This is a genomic window from Clostridium sp. C105KSO13 (assembly GCF_001517425.1).
Lineage (GTDB): Bacteria > Bacillota > Clostridia > Lachnospirales > Lachnospiraceae > Muricomes.
Map to the genome: position 1 here is coordinate 1 of NZ_FBWL01000157.1, position 14,614 is coordinate 14,614.

Genomic DNA, 14,614 nt, shown 5'->3' on the forward strand with positions numbered 1-14,614 from the left:
TTGTAAAAGTTAATATTTTTCGTTTCAGTGCATAGGTATTTGATGTATAATTAGCCATAGGGAATCTCCTTCTTTTTTGTTTAGTAAGATTTTTCTTTGATAGCTTAATTTTACATCAAAAAGGAATTAGATTCCTTATATTTGGGGCATTTTTTGAAAGTTGTTTATAAAGACATGGTTTAATTCAGGTCTATGTGGATAAAACTGCGGAAACTCAAGTAGAATTTTAATTTACAACTGGATGGTTGTTTGTTATAATACATCAGAACAGCCGTGTACAGGGTGGTAGCCTCCCAAACTTTTATAAAGAGGGGAGGTGGTGCAAATGGATATATCAGATGCAATATCGTTGATGTTGACCTTTGGTTTATTCTTAATTGCATTGCTTACCTACATAGATAGGAATAATAAGCGAAAATAAAAATGACCTACCCTGTCGGCCAACAGGATAGGTCGTTGCCTTAAGGCAATTTACTTAGACTAATGGTTACCACTCAGTGGCGGTTGTTCTTTATGATTTTATTCTAACACACTTCAAATAACATTTTCAACTGTTTTCTATTATAATATCATTATCTATTTTATGGGGGCATAATACATAATTTGATCCGGCTGGCAATCCAATGAGTTACAAAGTAGACACAGGGTTTCACAAGTTACTTACCTAAGATTTTTTTCAAAATTAGGATAAGTGATATAATCTATGATTGCTTTCCCAATTAAGCAGCAGAAAATGCAGAGGTACATAATTTAGAATACGATTATTCTCTTTTCTTTCTCTATTGTTGGCTATTCTATGCTCAAAAGACCTAATCTCAGGCATTAATGTTTTTGAGTACCAGGGACATATTCCATGATTTTGTCTGGCTGACAATCAAATAAATTACAAATTAGGCAGAGTGTTTCACAGGTTACACTGTTATTATTCTTCAGTTGCTCAACAATACAATGATCTAGGCCATTTTCTTCTAGCCATTCACTTTTTAATTTTTTCTCGTTGAGAAGATCCCAAAGCTTTGAAAATTGCATATACCCATTTGTACCATATTTATTTTCTTCCTTTAGGGAAAATAAAGAATTGGCCATCATTTCTAATGAGTCTCCGGCCATATTTTCTAATATATGCGCATAATTTTGCATGACAGTTTCAACAGAATCACCCATTACTTCTGCAACAGCTTTTATGTGTACACCTTTCATAAGTGATAGTGTAGCAAAAGTATGACGTAATCCATAAGGTGTGATCGGCTTTATTTGCATATCCGCAGAGTCTTTGTTTATTCTTTCAATTAATCTTTGAAAATGCTGGCAATAGGTATCAGGGTTAATAGACGATCCATTATCCAGCACAAATAAGAAAGGATAATCTAGGCTTTTATCACGGATTTGGTTACTAAGTTGTATTTGGCCTTTTAAATGTTGTATAAGATGATGTGGGAATTTCAGAGTGCGCTGGGCTCCTGTGTTTTTTAAGTCAGTTAGCCGATTCTTCTTATCAAGGCCATAGTTTAAGCTCAGTAAATTTAATGGTAGAATCAAGTCATAGATGCTAATTCCGCAAAGCTCACCGGGCCTCATTCCCAATATGGAATGTATTACATACATATTATAATAAAGGGTATCATTTTGTGTGTAAGGATGGTTTAAGAAATACTTCAATTCCTCTTCGGTCCAAAACTTGTCTGATTCCATTCCCTTTTTTCGTATTTTGGGACGTTGTATATTTTCCTTGCAGGGATTGGAGTCAATTGCTTTCAACGGACTTACGGCATAGTCTATTATTTGGGATAACAAATTGAAGGCCATATTCACAGTCTTGGGCTTATATTTTTTAGATAAGAGGGTTATCAAATTCTGTACATGGATTCCGGTGATTTCTGTGATAAGCATATCATCGAACACGGAGAGGTATAAATTACAGTAATCCACATCCCGTTCATAAGTTGTGCTTTCCTTAGTATTCCTTGTCTCTAGCCAGTGCTTTCTAACATCTCTAAATTTTAACTTCTTATTCTTTGCTTTATTGGCTGAAAGTGTTTTTTCCAGATCCCGCAGCATTTTTGCTTCCTCATGTTTAGCATCACTCTTTTTCAAAAAGCCAGGCCCCCACAGTGGGGTTTTACTTTTTGTATATTTGTATGTTGAAATAACGGGATAATAATAAGTTACTTTTTTTCCACCCTGTCGTAGTGTTTTCTCCTGGATGCTCATATTGTATACCCTTTCTAATCGGCTTTTTTGTAATGAGTAACTTAGATAAATATATATTATAAGTGAGTAAAGCCGATTCAATCTTTCTAATTATAACGGCTTATAATGGGCTTGTCACGTAGTTTTCCTTGATTTATGGGGTTTTTTAAGGCATTTATATAAAAGCACATCTTGTTTATTTGATTTTTACCATGTAACATAATTATATTACATAAGATTCATACGTGATTCCAATGATTGCTTAGAGAATTGAAATAGATTGGATTATCTGAAAATATATGAAAATAATATTAGGCGATATAATGTACACACGAGGTTTGTCAGTCCGCCAAGTTTCACTGATGACCGGAATATCGAAATCTGCAATACAAAAAATTATCAATAATCAGGAAAGTCCAACGATGGATACAATGGAAAAATTGGCCAGTGGTCTTAAGGTAACAATAGCGGATCTATATAAGTCGAGATTTAAATAAGTGTCCACTATAGTGGACAATTATATAAATCACATGGTAATCATACAATAATAGTGTATAATTAGTAAAATTGTTGAGAGTACGAGGAGGATTGCTATGAGAATAGAAGAATATAAAGAAATTATTTTCGATTTAGTAACTAGAAGTTATGATATTGAGTATCTGATTGCCATTTGTACTTTTGCTATGAATTTTCCTGATAAAAGCAAAAAACAAGAGTAGTGTAGAACTATTCTTGTTTTTCCTTTTTTGACAAATCTATAATTATATTCGATAAATCTTTGAATGTATCAAATAAAATTTCTCTGTTTTCAACGGTTAATTTGCTGTAGGTAATGATGAAAGCTTCAAATAGAGGATCCTTTGTGCCAAGTAAAGCTGCAGCTCTGGCTACAAGATCGTTTGTTTCCGGTTCCAAAAACATAGGGCCATTGCCTGTTTCAAGATAATTTATATTAACTTTTCTTTCTTGCCAGTTTGATAGCATAATCAGATGCTGTTTTGTAACTTTTCTCTTTCCCTTTTCAATATTACTAATACCTGATTTAGAAAGACCTAAAATTTGTCCCATTTCCTCTTGACTTTTATTACACTCTATGCGTAATGCTCGAAAACGATCGTTTATTCTTTCTTCAGCCATAGCACACCACCCTTTCAGCGTGTATTATCTCATATAAAAAATTATAAGTCAATAAAAGTATACAAAGAGAACGGTCTATATTGACAAAGTATACAAACAAAACTATAATGTATTCATATAGAACTTTAGAAAGGGATGATAATGTGAGCAAAAAAAAAGAAACCCTTAAATTAGATGAGTTAAAAAATATAACAGACCTATACAAACAATTGACCCCAGCCAACAGATATCTGTTGATTACTGTATCAGGACTCATGCTTGCCAATCAGGGAGCAGAAGTTGGGCAGCATATTCGGCAGCCCTGTGCCAGAGGGAATAAATGTAGCACTGATGAGGAGTCAGCATAAGTACTATTCATTAGAATGCATCAGGGATGTTTATTCCGCAAAAGCGGAGGCGGTCTAATAACGTGTAGGATCGTCAGAACGTCCTAAGAAGTAATCCAATGAGACATCAAAGTAGTCTGCTAGTTTTAATAAAACGGGTAATGTAGGTTGCTGTTCACCTTTTTCATACCGTTGGTAGTTCCTAATTGAAAGTTCAATGGCATTTGCAATATCCTTTTGTAGCAGATTACGGTCATTTTTTATTTGAATAATACGCTCGGAAAAATTCGAAAAATTCATAAAGCGGCTCCTTCAGAGATATAAAAAATGGTTCGGCAAAATGCGGAAACGAACTAGTGTCAGTGACGAGTAGGATTATCGGATAACCCTAAAAGATAGTCGGCTGACACATCAAAGTAGTTGCATATTTTGACAATATTACTTAACGTTGGTTCTTTTTCACCATGTTCATAGTGCTGATAAGCTCGCAAAGAAATGCCTAAATCGTGCGCTATATCTTTTTGTAATAATTTTTTTTCTTTCTTAAGTTGTATTATGCGCTCTGAAAAAATGGACATAATTGTGCCTCCAAACAATTTGGTATTGACATGAACTAAAGTGCATGATAATATAATATAGAACATGAACTAAAGTGCATGTTTAGTAAAAAGGAGAGGGTGACTATTAATAATAAAATTAAGTATTATCGTAATAAAAAACAGCTAACTCAAAAGGAATTAGCAGATAGAATAGGCATTAGCGAACGACGTTTGATAGAGATTGAGAAAAATGGGCAGGATCCTAAATTATCAAACGCTTTTAAAATAGCCTATTCATTAAATGTGACTGTTGAAGAACTATTCCGACCGCCAAGAAAGAATAGTTCAGAAACAGGTCAGTAGCGGGTGCAGTTTCCAGACGACCAATCGAACAAACTGCACCGTAATACAAATACTATCGAAATAGATTCTATTCCATAATAGAGTAGAATGTCCTTGATTTCAAGGGAAATTGTTTTAATAAATGAGATAAATAGCCAGGGAGGATAAATAAAATGTATCTTGAAGAACGATTAGAGGCGATGGAAAAAATAATTGGAAATCTGCAACAGGAGATCCGATCTCTGGAAGCAAAATCGGCAGATGAGATTCTTACCCCTAAAGAATTTGCAGAACGTGCAAAATTGAATGAGAATACAGTATACTGCTGGATCAGAGAGGGGAGAATCAAAACCCTTCCCAATTTAGGTACTGCCCTGCGGATTCCTATGAGCCAGTTTTATGAAGAACACAAAGAGAAAGAAATTGCTCATGTAAGAAGAAAAACATCTAAGGCGGATCGGCTAAAACAGGAATTTCTTCAAACTCTGGTTGGATAGCATTACAGGGTGAACAAAGGGAACTTGGAATGGTGGTAACTGAATTTTAGCCGAGGAGATTTGTATGAAAATAGATGAACTGGAATTAAATGTTAGACCGCATAATGTGCTTTTGAGAGCTGGAGTGAATTCAGTGGAAGTTTTGGATACCATGTCAGACGATGAACTGCTGAAAATACATAATTTTAACCATAAGTGCTTAGCGGATGTGAGAGAGAAGCTGAAAAATTTTAAAAAAAGCAAGCATTGGGAATGTAAATATTGTGATTATACCAGACCAGTGGAATACCCTGATGATCCGGGATTTTATGTATGCGGGCGTTGTGGTGCAGAATGGCTTGATTGTAAGGTGCTGGTATCTAATGAGATATAATAAAAAGCAATTTTTTAGGCATAGAAAAACCGCCCATAAGACTTTGGCAAGTTTGGCGGTAATTCTATAACATCTAGGACAACCTTTATTGGTATATCCTGTGTATCTTAAATATAGCATACAGGCTAGTAAAATTCAACTGTAATTTTTTATGTACCGGAATTCTTCTTGTTTTTTGCAATGTAAGAGTGTAACAAAATGCAATGCATATAAATATACATACAATTAATAAAGACCTTGGGGGCTACACCCCCAAACCCCTGTATATTCTCATATGAAATTGTTTAAAAAAACAGCACAATTTCATATGAGAATCAAAAGAAGTTGTTGCACAATGTTACACTTTTTAATTGCACTAAACAATTCTTCTGTTGCCGAACTGATAAAAGGATAGCGTTGTTATCACAAGAAGCAGTGGTGAGATACATATGGGAGGTATGCATGTTAGAAATTAATGATGTCTATATAAAGGGAATCTTGGGTGACCATACAATACTTTTGGAGAACATACATAAGCGAATCTTGGATATCCACAGTGAGCTGTTGGACACAGATGGTCTGATTCGATCACTCTCTATTAAGAAAATTGATTGGGACAAAGAGGGTGGGGGTTCAGGTGGCATAAAAAAGGATCTGACTGATGCCATGCTAATGCATCAGCGTCTGGCTAGGGAGCGTGAATTGGAGCTTAGGACAGAAATGTTTCGTCTTACGGAAGAGGAGGAGAGTATTAACAGGGTATGGGTTTGCTTTCATGCTCTGCGTGGAAGAGAGTACATACTTCTTGATTGTTTATATGTGCAGAAATTACCATACAAGGCAGTGCAGGAAGACAGCCATGTAAGTCACAGAACATTCGAGAAAGTCAGAATGCAGGCCTTAAAAAAGATATTAAGGATGTATGAAAGCGAAATCAGTAACCTGCAGATAATTAATCTCAGTAATAAGCTGTCAGACAAGCCAATTGATACAGGTTCATCACATGTAAGATATGAGCAGCTTACGCTGAAAATATAAGTTAAAAAACATACGAAAAAAACGTGCCGAAATCCGGTACAGAAAAGGAAGTAGAAAATGCTGCAAACATTCACAAAAAATGTAGAGGAACTTGTAATGTATTTTGGTAAAAATATTATTTTTGCATTTCTATGTGCAACTATTAATGCTTGTATGTTCATACCGATCTTTGACAGAAGATACGAATTAGACTTTAAGCGCTCAATAATTGTATTTCTTATACTACACATTATGTTTTTTGTGCTGCTTTTTGGTTTTTCACTTTTTACTCTTTAAATGAGAAGCAGGTGGATATTTGTTGTTATAATCGCAGCAATTACAGTGGATAGAATAAAGATAAGAATATTTTTTATCTTATCTGAAAGATCTGAGGCAACTATATTTTGGCAAATCATAATAAATCCTTCACAGTATGTTGTGAAAAAAATAAAGAAAAATATAAAGGCGGAAGTTGTTACCAAAAAAGCGTATGGATCAAAAGCGTTAAGGTGAATTCTTATTCCTGGATCATTAATTGTATTATAAATCAGGATTGACAAAAAGATAACTGAATTTACTTCCATAAGGAATTGACTGCCCTGATGGAGAATTAACTCTTTTTTCCCTGATAATATTTGTCCTGCGAAGTCCAACACAACAGTAATGGCAAAGATAACTAATAAAAATGCCCAAAGGGCCAACAGATCCGCATGAGATAAATGGAGTTTTATAAAAAGATTCACAAATGCTTTTGGGATCAGCAGTTGTATTTTAGAGCTAATGATCAGTACTATTTTGAGCGATTCACTAGGAAAAAGGTATGAGAAAATAAAGATAACTATTAAAGCATGGGGAAGCCGCTGTTTTTCCTGGGCAAATATATCAAAGATTTTATTAATGAATGCAGACATTTTTTCTCCTTAGTATTAAAAATTCAATAAGTATGGAAACTTATACATATTATACGGGATTAAAAGGTGCATAGCAACGAATATAGGATCTATACATAAAATTTATATGAGATTAATTATTAATTTTTATCTATAAAAACATACGAAAAAATGAAACGTACCGAAATTCGGTACAGAAAAGGAGAACAAAAATGAAGGTGTTGACAATTGGAAACTTAAAAGGTGGCGTTGGGAAAACCACATCAACCGTAAATCTGGCGTGTACCATGGCTGCCTTCGGCAAACGGGTTCTTGTAGTCGATTTAGATCCACAGGCGAACCTTACACCTTTCTTCAGAAAGGTGAACTATGGGGAACATACAATAAAGTCGGTTTATAGAAGTCCTGAAAAGTCCGGAAGAGCAATCTACAGAAGCAAATATAAAGACATTGACATAATCAAGGGCGATACTAGTCTTAGAGAAAACGATGCTGCAGATGAAAAGGCTCTGCTAACTGTATTGCAGCTTGTAACAGATAAGTATGATGTTTGCCTGATAGATACCCGACCGGCATTTGAGAACCTTACGATGAGCGCTTTATATGTAAGTAATATGTTGGTTACTCCTGTATGCCTTGATAAGTTCTGTCGGGACAATCTTCTGGCTGTGGAGGAACAGGTTGACGGTATCTTCCAAACAACTGGGATAAAGCTGGAATGGAGGATTTTTGCCAATAAGGTGGAGAATAAGAGAACACAACGCCAGATATATAAAGATATGGTGGAATATCATGCGTGGCCTTTCCTGGACTGCTGTATCAGTAATGGCGCAGTGATGAGCAATGCCCTGGATTATTATAAACCTGTTATCAGACATAGATCAGGAAGTCCACTTGTACAGGATTACATAGATCTGGCTAAAGAGTTATTGGAGGTGTTGGAGCATGGCGAGAATTGACCGTATCTTCAAGGAAGAAACTAAAAAGGCTGATTTACATCCCAAAAGAATAACCAAATGGATCCATTACTCTAAACTGCATGAGAATAAGGCCCAGTATAAAAACGGAAACACGCCGGAAGAAAAGGCAAGAGTACATGAGAAAGTGGAGGCTCTTGCAGACTTGATTGAGCTTGACGGAGAAGTACTTCAGGATCTGCTTGTGAGAAAAGCTGATACTGATGAGTATGAGATTATTGCAGGACATACACGACGGGATGCATGTAAATTGTTGGTAGAAGAGAGACACATGGAAAGATTTGCTTTATTACCCTGTATTGTAAAGGATATTTCTGATGTTCGTGCTGAGTTTCAGTTATTTTCTTCAAATGGTTACGGGAAAAAGACAGATTATGAGATCATGTGTGAGCTGGAGGGGATGAAGCATCTGATAGAAACTTATCCAGAAGAGTTTCCTGATCTTCAATGCGGTCGTATGGTTGAGCGTTTAGCCAAACAAATGAACATGAAGAAAACAACGGTTGGCGAATACCAGACTATTTCCAATAATCTTGGGGATAAGGCAATGGATGAATTCCGCACCGGTACATTGAAAAAGAGTGCTGCGGTGGAACTGGCTGCGCTTCCCAGGCAAGAACAGGAAGAACTATTGGATCAGGGAAAGACATCCTATAAAGATATTAAAGAACATAAGCAGCAGCAAAGATATGTTTTGGAAGAGGAGCGGGGCGAGAAGGAGGAAGAATATCATGACGCTCAATGGTTTGTAACGGAATATTGTGAAAACAATAGTTCTCACCTGCAGCAATTCGTTAAACTCTGCAACCAGAACAGCAAAAATGATATTCGAGGAAAAAAGATACAGGAATTCATTGCTCCTTGTGGTTTGCACAGCCAAAATTTTCCACTGGGGCTTTACACTACTTTTCTTTCATGGGGGAAAGGCGTTGAGTTTGAAAAAGGGAAACAAAAGCTGCATCTATCTTACATAGAATTCGTAAAGTCGTTGGAAAGTATTTATGGCCCTTGGGAGGTTAAGACCCCAGTACTTGATGAAATAGATCTTCAGGTTACGCAGGAACCTATGACCCAGGCAAAAGAAGTCGCAGTAACGTTAGAACCTGTAGAACCAGAGCAAAAGGATGGCGAAAGAATAGAAGATGTACCGGATTTCGGTACAAAAGTGGATGGAATCGAAACAGAATTGCAAATAAACCGCTTTGAATTCCCTGATATGCGTAATATGGAGCAGCGGGAGGAGTTTGTACTTGCTTATCGCTCCTGGCCAATATGGACAAGCAATTTACTTACTGAGGAAACCTATTATAGATTTGATCTGCCTGACGGAAGTGCAATCGTGGTCAGAGAATATCCTTATACGTCATATTGGCGTAAAGGGGAAGAGAGGGGGATAGATTTATTTTTAATTAAGCAGGATCATAAGCATTTCCGTGATGCAGTTTCAAATATGACCTCAATCAAAGAACATTTAAAGGATATCAGAAAGGACAATCAGTTATGACTATAAGGATAAAAAGGGAGACAATGAAAAAGTTGATTAAACTTCTAATAGCTCTTATGATGTATACTGTTTTTCTTCTATTGGATCATTTCTTCACAAATGTATTGTGGAGTATGGTTTTGAAACTACTTTTAGGCGGGGGAATGATTTGCATATTTTTAGACCTTATTATCACCCCGCCAGGATCAGATAAAGAAGATAAAGAAATTTAGAAGAAAAGATGCTTAAAAAGAGTGATACCACCTTGCGGAATGCGTTTTAAGAACCTGTTGCCGTGGCCGCAAAGGCGCAAGGGGGACTGCACATACCTGTATTCCAGGGTTGTGCACGTATGTTTTGATCGCCGGCAGTAAGTTCTCCTTCTGCCGGTATCTAAGAAATACCTAAATCTTCAGTATGAACATAATTGTGCCGGATTTCGGTACAGAGCGGTAGGAATAGTTGAGGCGGCTATTAAAATAATGCGATGAGGTGATTGTATGAGTAAAATTACAGAATTAAAGCCATGTCCCTTTTGTGGAGGCATAGCACTGATGAAGCAGTTTGCGAACCCTAAATAATTTTACTATGTTGAATGTGCTGACTGTCACTGCAGTACTGATGGATATAGGCATAATCGCCGTGAGGGAACTGATGCAGAGAATAAAAAGGCAAATGCAAAAGTCTGGAATACTCGGGTAAATTAGAATTTGCTGTAGGAAGGGAAAGGTTTAGGTGAATCATGAAAACTAGAGGTCAAGTTATTGAGGAATACAAAAGAGCATTTGAAAATAAGACAGAGGGTGAACTATTATTAGCAACAGTTAAGCAGATAAATGCTTTAGACTGTTCGGACAGAGTTAAGTCCATTGCCTTAAGAGAAGAAATAGATAATATAATTTGTGCGTACATAGAGGCAAGAGATAGCAAAGCTGTCGTGTGATATGGATATAGCTCTTATGTGGATGCTAACACAAGATTAAAATTTTGTAAAGGAGACGACTTATGCAAAAAGTAATTGAAAATGCGACATTGAAGATAGTACAGGCAATGGATAAAAACCGAAAAGCCTATAATGAGGCACGTGACTGGCTTAACGATACAGGATATTACAGGTATCAGAAAAAAATGGATAAGTTAGATGGAGAATATGAGGAACTCCAAGCATTTTTACACATCGAGGAAAAAGTTGAGGTACAACCTGAAACAATAAGAGAGTGTGATGAGCTAAAAAGAACACTGTCAAACATAAAAAGTAAGTGGAATTATTTAAAAGCAGACATGCCTGTGTCCGCCGACACGATTGGACTTGATGATTTGCTTCGAGATGTCCAGTAATTTGCAAAACTGAAATATAGGAGGAAAAATCAATGAAGTTTAATTGCGTAAAAGACTTTCATGTTGATACCATAGATGAAAATGGATTCTGTACTCACGAAAACAATCGCCGTGTTAGAAAAGGTAGTATGTGGGAGCTAGAAGAAGATTGTATTACTTTGACCGGAGCTGACTTGCACTTAGAAAATCTTACAGGTACTGAATGGATTGAAATATCAAAGGAAAGATTGCTTGAGTATTTTGAGGTAATTGAGTGCGAGGAGCAATGCAGAAAAGATGTTTGTAGTTGCGACTTTTGGGACACAAGAAATTGTAAACTACACTGATATTTAACCGTTTTGTCAGAGAGACATATACTGTTATGAAAGCGTATTGCAGGTGAATTATGATTACTGAAAATTACTCTGTTTCATTTTTTGGACTTGATCCCCGATATTACTCAATAGCTATAATCGGAAATATCTGGAATATAGCTGCAGATAAAGTTTATGAAGAAACCGGTATTCGCATTTCAGGGGAGATACAAGAAAGTTATATTGTTGGTCAAGATGATGAAGAACTTAACAACACTATTATTTTTACGATTCAAAGTACAAGAGTTCCCCATGAAATAGCAAATTCAACGGAATACTGGAATGCATATGAAGCAGTTCTTGAAGAGGTTAGGTATAGATTGGGTAATCCAAGGATGAATTTAACAGTAGCGGATATTAATGTCACCAATTTTGAACTGATTTGACATGAATCGAGTGGTAGAGCGTACCACTCAATCAAAAAATGTACAAGCAATATAAGAGCGTCCGGCTGCTGAGCCGGGGAAAGAGGTAGATATGTATGAGACAAATAAAAAAATGTGCTGGGTTTGCAATACAAAATCTAAAATTGATGTAATTAAATTAAAATTTAGCTGATTTGAAGAAATGAAAACAAAACTAGGACAAGAGTGACTAATGATTAGCGCATCAAAATAAAAGTGATGCGCCAGAAAGATTAGTACCCAGAGTTATCTGAATCAAATTTTGTGTGATGAACCGTGCCGAATGGATGCTGTGGAGGAGCATAGATTGAAAAAAGTTTTAAATCACAACATTCAGTATTCTTTAGATTGTGCCAAGTTCCGGCAGGAATAATAATGGCTGATTGGCTATAAACGTAGTGCTGGTAATTAAGGCAATCTTTTTGATCGCCCATTAGCATAAGTCCACTCCCGCATTCAATATAAAGAAATTGATCAAGATGAGGATGCGATTCTAATCCAATTTCAGAATTTGGAGGTATACACATTAAAGTAAGTTGGAGATTTGTTCCTGTCCATCTGGTAGTACGAAAGTTATTGTTAAAAAAAGTTTCTCTTTTGAGATTTGTAACAAATGGGTTATCCCCACAATCATAAATATTCATGATATCACCTCTATAATAGAATATGTAAAGTTCTAGAAACAGTGCAAATTTTAATGTTGTGAGTAGAAAGAAGGTGCGGATTTGAAAGCGATAAGAAAAATAAAGAATGTGGCAAGAGTAAATGTCAAACATGTAAGGGTAAGGCTTAGTCAGTAAACTGAAATTTAGGAGGAGATATGATGTAGTGGGCATTATTATAGAGAATCTTGGAAAATTTCTAAATTGGATGACTTATGCATGGATAGCTTGGGTTATAGGGTTTCCTATTTGTATAGTAATAATCAATAAGAACAACAAAAGCAGGATAGATAGCGGGTCATTGGTGGACATTTATTTGCACATAGCAGTGGGATTTTCTATTATAGTGTTTACGCTTTTTATAAATGTAAAATTTACTCTGCCCATGATAGTTAATTATTTTAAAATTTACTGAAAGGGGAATTAGGATTCAATGTAAGGCCGAATTATGCTTTCTTAAGAGCAGATTATGAGGAGGTATGAAAAATGACATATGAATATAGAACTTGGTATAAAACCAAAAAAAGATGTGTGATGTATATTATATATCCTTATGCTAGTGAAATATGGTGTATCCCAAGCATATTGTCCAGCTGATAATGAGTATATGGATATCATAGGATTTTATGTAGAATCTGCCGGTTATCCGCACATGCCGGTTGGACCAATGGGTGATTATGCAAAAGTTGTCGGGAACATATACAAAAATCCTGATTGGTTGGAAAACAAAACTGAAACGTTAAAAATAGGGAGGAACTATACAAATGGCATATAGAGAAGATTCTTGGTCAAAAGGATTTTATATTGATAATCATATGAAATATGAATGTTTATCCTGTGATAAACAATTCATAATGGGGGAAAAATTAAGCGAGAATTGCAGCGGCGGATACCCATGCTGCCCGTATTGCGGGAAAAAGAACATTGAAAAAATTGTTTGGACACATGATGCCATGTTAGAGGATCTTGATTCTGATATGGGATGCTTGGCAATACATTTTATGAAGAAATCAGAATCTGACTGTGCAGTGGATATTTCGAATATGTAAAGTTATTTGGCATCAAAAAATATGTAGATTGGAAGATAATATTTGTACCGGATTTCGGTACGTAAAAAACAGGCTGGGAATAACATGATAAAAATACAAAACAGAGCCAAAAAGCGGCCAGGAATAAAAGAAGTGATGTCAACTTGCCTTTTATGTGGTGAGCAGATTAGTAAAACAGGTAATCATATTATTTACGTGAAAACGAAAAGGGATAATGAATACTGGATACTGGATACATAGGAAGTGCTTTGATAGGACAATTACAAATAAATGTAAGCAGGAAAAGCGGTGAGACAAAGTGAAAAAACTGAGCATTAGTATTATCCTAATAACTGCGTTATTTTTCTTGAACTTGGCCATAAAAGAAGAGTTGCCATATATCGAGGCAAAAGAAAAAAATAAGGATATTAGAAAGGACTATGTATCCGATCAGAAGCAGGAGCGTGATCGTGAAATTAATTTTACAGCACTGCAGGCTATAAATCCTGACATTATTGGCTGGATATTTGTACCAGGAACTGCAATTGATTATCCCATATTACAGAATTCACTCTATGACAGTTATTATTTAACACATGATTTTACTGGAGGGTGGAGCGAATTAGGTGCCATTTTTATCCAGAAGTCGGAAAATGCCGCTTTTGAGGGGCAACACACAATTATATATGGCCATAACCTTGTGGATGATCAGATGTTTGGCTCTCTTTCCATATATGCTAATCAGAATATCAGGGATGCACAACCTTATATTTATATTTATCTGCCGGAAAAGACAATCCAGTATGAAATATACAGTGCTTATGAATGTCTGGATGGAACAGAAACCTATCAGATGACCTACGCTGACGAGAATGAATTTCAGAAGTGGATCAGCTTTACAACAAAAAACAGCAATTATACTGTTATGGATCCGAGGGGAAAAGATTATGTTCTGACATTATCTACCTGCACGGATTCCGGCAGTTATAGATTTGTAGTACATAGCATCATAAACCAGATTATAAAAAAATGATGCCCTGATAAAGTAATGCAGTGAAGATAAGATATAAAAATTCAGA

Annotated in this window: 22 protein-coding genes; 16 read left to right on the forward strand and 6 right to left on the reverse strand. The window is 35.9% G+C overall.

The genetic code is table 11. The features are described 5' to 3' along the window. Window positions 1-325: 325 nt before the first annotated feature. The gene (locus tag BN3456_RS16225) at window positions 326-421 is read left to right on the forward strand and encodes a putative holin-like toxin (protein ID WP_132379023.1); all 96 of its coding nucleotides are present in this window, start codon (window positions 326-328) and stop codon (window positions 419-421) included. 401 nt (window positions 422-822) lie between these two features. On the opposite strand, the gene BN3456_RS05365 is transcribed toward BN3456_RS16225, so the two are convergent. Further along, complete coding sequence (locus BN3456_RS05365; protein ID WP_089983114.1) at window positions 823-2,211, reverse strand: tyrosine-type recombinase/integrase; 1,389 nt, start codon at window positions 2,209-2,211, stop codon at window positions 823-825. A 572-nt stretch (window positions 2,212-2,783) separates the two neighbouring features. Between BN3456_RS05365 and BN3456_RS16435 the strand changes: the two genes are divergently transcribed. Further along, entirely contained in the window at window positions 2,784-2,909 is a 126-nt protein-coding gene (locus BN3456_RS16435; RefSeq protein ID WP_278280267.1) for a hypothetical protein, read from the forward strand. Between the two features lie 7 nt (window positions 2,910-2,916). Here BN3456_RS16435 and BN3456_RS05375 read toward each other — a convergent pair whose 3' ends face one another. Further along, window positions 2,917-3,327: a helix-turn-helix domain-containing protein gene (locus BN3456_RS05375; RefSeq protein WP_089983116.1), complete on the reverse strand. Its 411-nt coding sequence runs from the start codon at window positions 3,325-3,327 to the stop codon at window positions 2,917-2,919. Window positions 3,328-3,470: 143 nt separating this feature from the next. Here BN3456_RS05375 and BN3456_RS05380 point away from each other — a divergent pair, with 143 nt between their 5' ends. Further along, complete coding sequence (locus BN3456_RS05380; protein ID WP_141654495.1) at window positions 3,471-3,674, forward strand: hypothetical protein; 204 nt, start codon at window positions 3,471-3,473, stop codon at window positions 3,672-3,674. A gap of 54 nt (window positions 3,675-3,728) precedes the next feature. On the opposite strand, the gene BN3456_RS05385 is transcribed toward BN3456_RS05380, so the two are convergent. Together BN3456_RS05385 and BN3456_RS05390 are read right to left on the reverse strand one after the other, a co-directional pair. Further along, window positions 3,729-3,953: a helix-turn-helix domain-containing protein gene (locus BN3456_RS05385; protein ID WP_089983118.1), complete on the reverse strand. Its 225-nt coding sequence runs from the start codon at window positions 3,951-3,953 to the stop codon at window positions 3,729-3,731. Window positions 3,954-4,012: 59 nt separating this feature from the next. Then, entirely contained in the window at window positions 4,013-4,231 is a 219-nt protein-coding gene (locus tag BN3456_RS05390) for a helix-turn-helix domain-containing protein (protein ID WP_089983119.1), read from the reverse strand. A 99-nt stretch (window positions 4,232-4,330) separates the two neighbouring features. On the opposite strand from BN3456_RS05390, the gene BN3456_RS05395 reads away from it, so the two are divergent. The 4 genes from BN3456_RS05395 (at window position 4,331) to BN3456_RS05410 (ending at window position 6,421) form a co-directional block, all read left to right on the forward strand. Continuing rightward, window positions 4,331-4,555: a helix-turn-helix transcriptional regulator gene (locus tag BN3456_RS05395; protein ID WP_089983120.1), complete on the forward strand. Its 225-nt coding sequence runs from the start codon at window positions 4,331-4,333 to the stop codon at window positions 4,553-4,555. 152 nt (window positions 4,556-4,707) lie between these two features. After that, window positions 4,708-5,031 carry a helix-turn-helix domain-containing protein gene (locus tag BN3456_RS05400; RefSeq protein WP_089983121.1) on the forward strand — a complete coding sequence of 108 codons (324 nt, stop codon included), beginning with the start codon at window positions 4,708-4,710 and terminating at the stop codon, window positions 5,029-5,031. A gap of 64 nt (window positions 5,032-5,095) precedes the next feature. Beyond that, window positions 5,096-5,404 carry a DNA-directed RNA polymerase subunit alpha C-terminal domain-containing protein gene (locus BN3456_RS05405; protein WP_089983122.1) on the forward strand — a complete coding sequence of 103 codons (309 nt, stop codon included), beginning with the start codon at window positions 5,096-5,098 and terminating at the stop codon, window positions 5,402-5,404. Window positions 5,405-5,845: 441 nt separating this feature from the next. Beyond that, window positions 5,846-6,421 carry a hypothetical protein gene (locus BN3456_RS05410; protein WP_089983123.1) on the forward strand — a complete coding sequence of 192 codons (576 nt, stop codon included), beginning with the start codon at window positions 5,846-5,848 and terminating at the stop codon, window positions 6,419-6,421. A gap of 272 nt (window positions 6,422-6,693) precedes the next feature. On the opposite strand, the gene BN3456_RS05420 is transcribed toward BN3456_RS05410, so the two are convergent. Further along, a complete protein-coding gene (locus tag BN3456_RS05420) occupies window positions 6,694-7,311 on the reverse strand; it encodes a hypothetical protein (RefSeq protein WP_089983125.1) in 618 nt (205 codons plus the stop codon). Window positions 7,312-7,502: 191 nt separating this feature from the next. Here BN3456_RS05420 and BN3456_RS05425 point away from each other — a divergent pair, with 191 nt between their 5' ends. From BN3456_RS05425 to BN3456_RS05455, 6 genes are all read left to right on the forward strand, one after another. Continuing rightward, entirely contained in the window at window positions 7,503-8,249 is a 747-nt protein-coding gene (locus tag BN3456_RS05425) for a ParA family protein (RefSeq protein WP_089983126.1), read from the forward strand. Beyond that, complete coding sequence (locus tag BN3456_RS05430) at window positions 8,236-9,771, forward strand: ParB/RepB/Spo0J family partition protein (RefSeq protein WP_089983127.1); 1,536 nt, start codon at window positions 8,236-8,238, stop codon at window positions 9,769-9,771. Before BN3456_RS05425 ends, BN3456_RS05430 begins: the two co-directional genes overlap by 14 nt. A gap of 721 nt (window positions 9,772-10,492) precedes the next feature. After that, entirely contained in the window at window positions 10,493-10,693 is a 201-nt protein-coding gene (locus tag BN3456_RS05440; protein ID WP_089983129.1) for a hypothetical protein, read from the forward strand. A 62-nt stretch (window positions 10,694-10,755) separates the two neighbouring features. Next, on the forward strand, window positions 10,756-11,088 hold the full coding sequence (locus BN3456_RS05445) for a hypothetical protein (protein ID WP_089983130.1): 333 nt from the start codon (window positions 10,756-10,758) through the stop codon (window positions 11,086-11,088). A 32-nt stretch (window positions 11,089-11,120) separates the two neighbouring features. Then, window positions 11,121-11,414: a hypothetical protein gene (locus BN3456_RS05450; RefSeq protein ID WP_089983131.1), complete on the forward strand. Its 294-nt coding sequence runs from the start codon at window positions 11,121-11,123 to the stop codon at window positions 11,412-11,414. 59 nt (window positions 11,415-11,473) lie between these two features. Then, the gene (locus BN3456_RS05455) at window positions 11,474-11,827 is read left to right on the forward strand and encodes a hypothetical protein (RefSeq protein WP_089983132.1); all 354 of its coding nucleotides are present in this window, start codon (window positions 11,474-11,476) and stop codon (window positions 11,825-11,827) included. Between the two features lie 251 nt (window positions 11,828-12,078). Here the strand turns inward: BN3456_RS05455 and BN3456_RS05460 are convergent, their stop codons facing one another. Further along, window positions 12,079-12,489 (reverse strand): cupin domain-containing protein, encoded by a 411-nt coding sequence (locus tag BN3456_RS05460; protein ID WP_207644085.1) that lies wholly within the window; start codon window positions 12,487-12,489, stop codon window positions 12,079-12,081. 625 nt (window positions 12,490-13,114) lie between these two features. Here BN3456_RS05460 and BN3456_RS15825 point away from each other — a divergent pair. The 3 genes from BN3456_RS15825 to BN3456_RS05485 all read left to right on the forward strand — a co-directional run bounded on the left by BN3456_RS15825 (window position 13,115) and on the right by BN3456_RS05485 (window position 14,568). Beyond that, on the forward strand, window positions 13,115-13,282 hold the full coding sequence (locus BN3456_RS15825) for a hypothetical protein (protein WP_176699107.1): 168 nt from the start codon (window positions 13,115-13,117) through the stop codon (window positions 13,280-13,282). Further along, window positions 13,272-13,556, forward strand: coding sequence for a hypothetical protein (locus tag BN3456_RS05475; protein ID WP_089983135.1), 285 nt, complete (start codon window positions 13,272-13,274; stop codon window positions 13,554-13,556). Before BN3456_RS15825 ends, BN3456_RS05475 begins: the two co-directional genes overlap by 11 nt. A gap of 298 nt (window positions 13,557-13,854) precedes the next feature. Next, complete coding sequence (locus tag BN3456_RS05485) at window positions 13,855-14,568, forward strand: class B sortase (protein WP_089983137.1); 714 nt, start codon at window positions 13,855-13,857, stop codon at window positions 14,566-14,568. The last annotated feature ends 46 nt before the right edge of the window (window positions 14,569-14,614 follow it).

Bases quoted from the DNA above. Each gene is read 5' to 3' on its own strand.
- BN3456_RS16225 (WP_132379023.1), top strand. From the start codon at position 326: ATGGATATATCAGATGCAATATCGTTGATGTTGACCTTTGGTTTATTC.
- BN3456_RS05365 (WP_089983114.1), bottom strand. From the start codon at position 2,211: ATGAGCATCCAGGAGAAAACACTACGACAGGGTGGAAAAAAAGTAACT.
- BN3456_RS16435 (WP_278280267.1), top strand. From the start codon at position 2,784: ATGAGAATAGAAGAATATAAAGAAATTATTTTCGATTTAGTAACTAGA.
- BN3456_RS05375 (WP_089983116.1), bottom strand. From the start codon at position 3,327: ATGGCTGAAGAAAGAATAAACGATCGTTTTCGAGCATTACGCATAGAG.
- BN3456_RS05385 (WP_089983118.1), bottom strand. From the start codon at position 3,953: ATGAATTTTTCGAATTTTTCCGAGCGTATTATTCAAATAAAAAATGAC.
- BN3456_RS05390 (WP_089983119.1), bottom strand. From the start codon at position 4,231: ATGTCCATTTTTTCAGAGCGCATAATACAACTTAAGAAAGAAAAAAAA.
- BN3456_RS05400 (WP_089983121.1), top strand. From the start codon at position 4,708: ATGTATCTTGAAGAACGATTAGAGGCGATGGAAAAAATAATTGGAAAT.
- BN3456_RS05405 (WP_089983122.1), top strand. From the start codon at position 5,096: ATGAAAATAGATGAACTGGAATTAAATGTTAGACCGCATAATGTGCTT.
- BN3456_RS05410 (WP_089983123.1), top strand. From the start codon at position 5,846: ATGTTAGAAATTAATGATGTCTATATAAAGGGAATCTTGGGTGACCAT.
- BN3456_RS05420 (WP_089983125.1), bottom strand. From the start codon at position 7,311: ATGTCTGCATTCATTAATAAAATCTTTGATATATTTGCCCAGGAAAAA.
- BN3456_RS05425 (WP_089983126.1), top strand. From the start codon at position 7,503: ATGAAGGTGTTGACAATTGGAAACTTAAAAGGTGGCGTTGGGAAAACC.
- BN3456_RS05430 (WP_089983127.1), top strand. From the start codon at position 8,236: ATGGCGAGAATTGACCGTATCTTCAAGGAAGAAACTAAAAAGGCTGAT.
- BN3456_RS05440 (WP_089983129.1), top strand. From the start codon at position 10,493: ATGAAAACTAGAGGTCAAGTTATTGAGGAATACAAAAGAGCATTTGAA.
- BN3456_RS05445 (WP_089983130.1), top strand. From the start codon at position 10,756: ATGCAAAAAGTAATTGAAAATGCGACATTGAAGATAGTACAGGCAATG.
- BN3456_RS05450 (WP_089983131.1), top strand. From the start codon at position 11,121: ATGAAGTTTAATTGCGTAAAAGACTTTCATGTTGATACCATAGATGAA.
- BN3456_RS05455 (WP_089983132.1), top strand. From the start codon at position 11,474: ATGATTACTGAAAATTACTCTGTTTCATTTTTTGGACTTGATCCCCGA.
- BN3456_RS05460 (WP_207644085.1), bottom strand. From the start codon at position 12,489: ATGAATATTTATGATTGTGGGGATAACCCATTTGTTACAAATCTCAAA.
- BN3456_RS15825 (WP_176699107.1), top strand. From the start codon at position 13,115: ATGGATATCATAGGATTTTATGTAGAATCTGCCGGTTATCCGCACATG.
- BN3456_RS05475 (WP_089983135.1), top strand. From the start codon at position 13,272: ATGGCATATAGAGAAGATTCTTGGTCAAAAGGATTTTATATTGATAAT.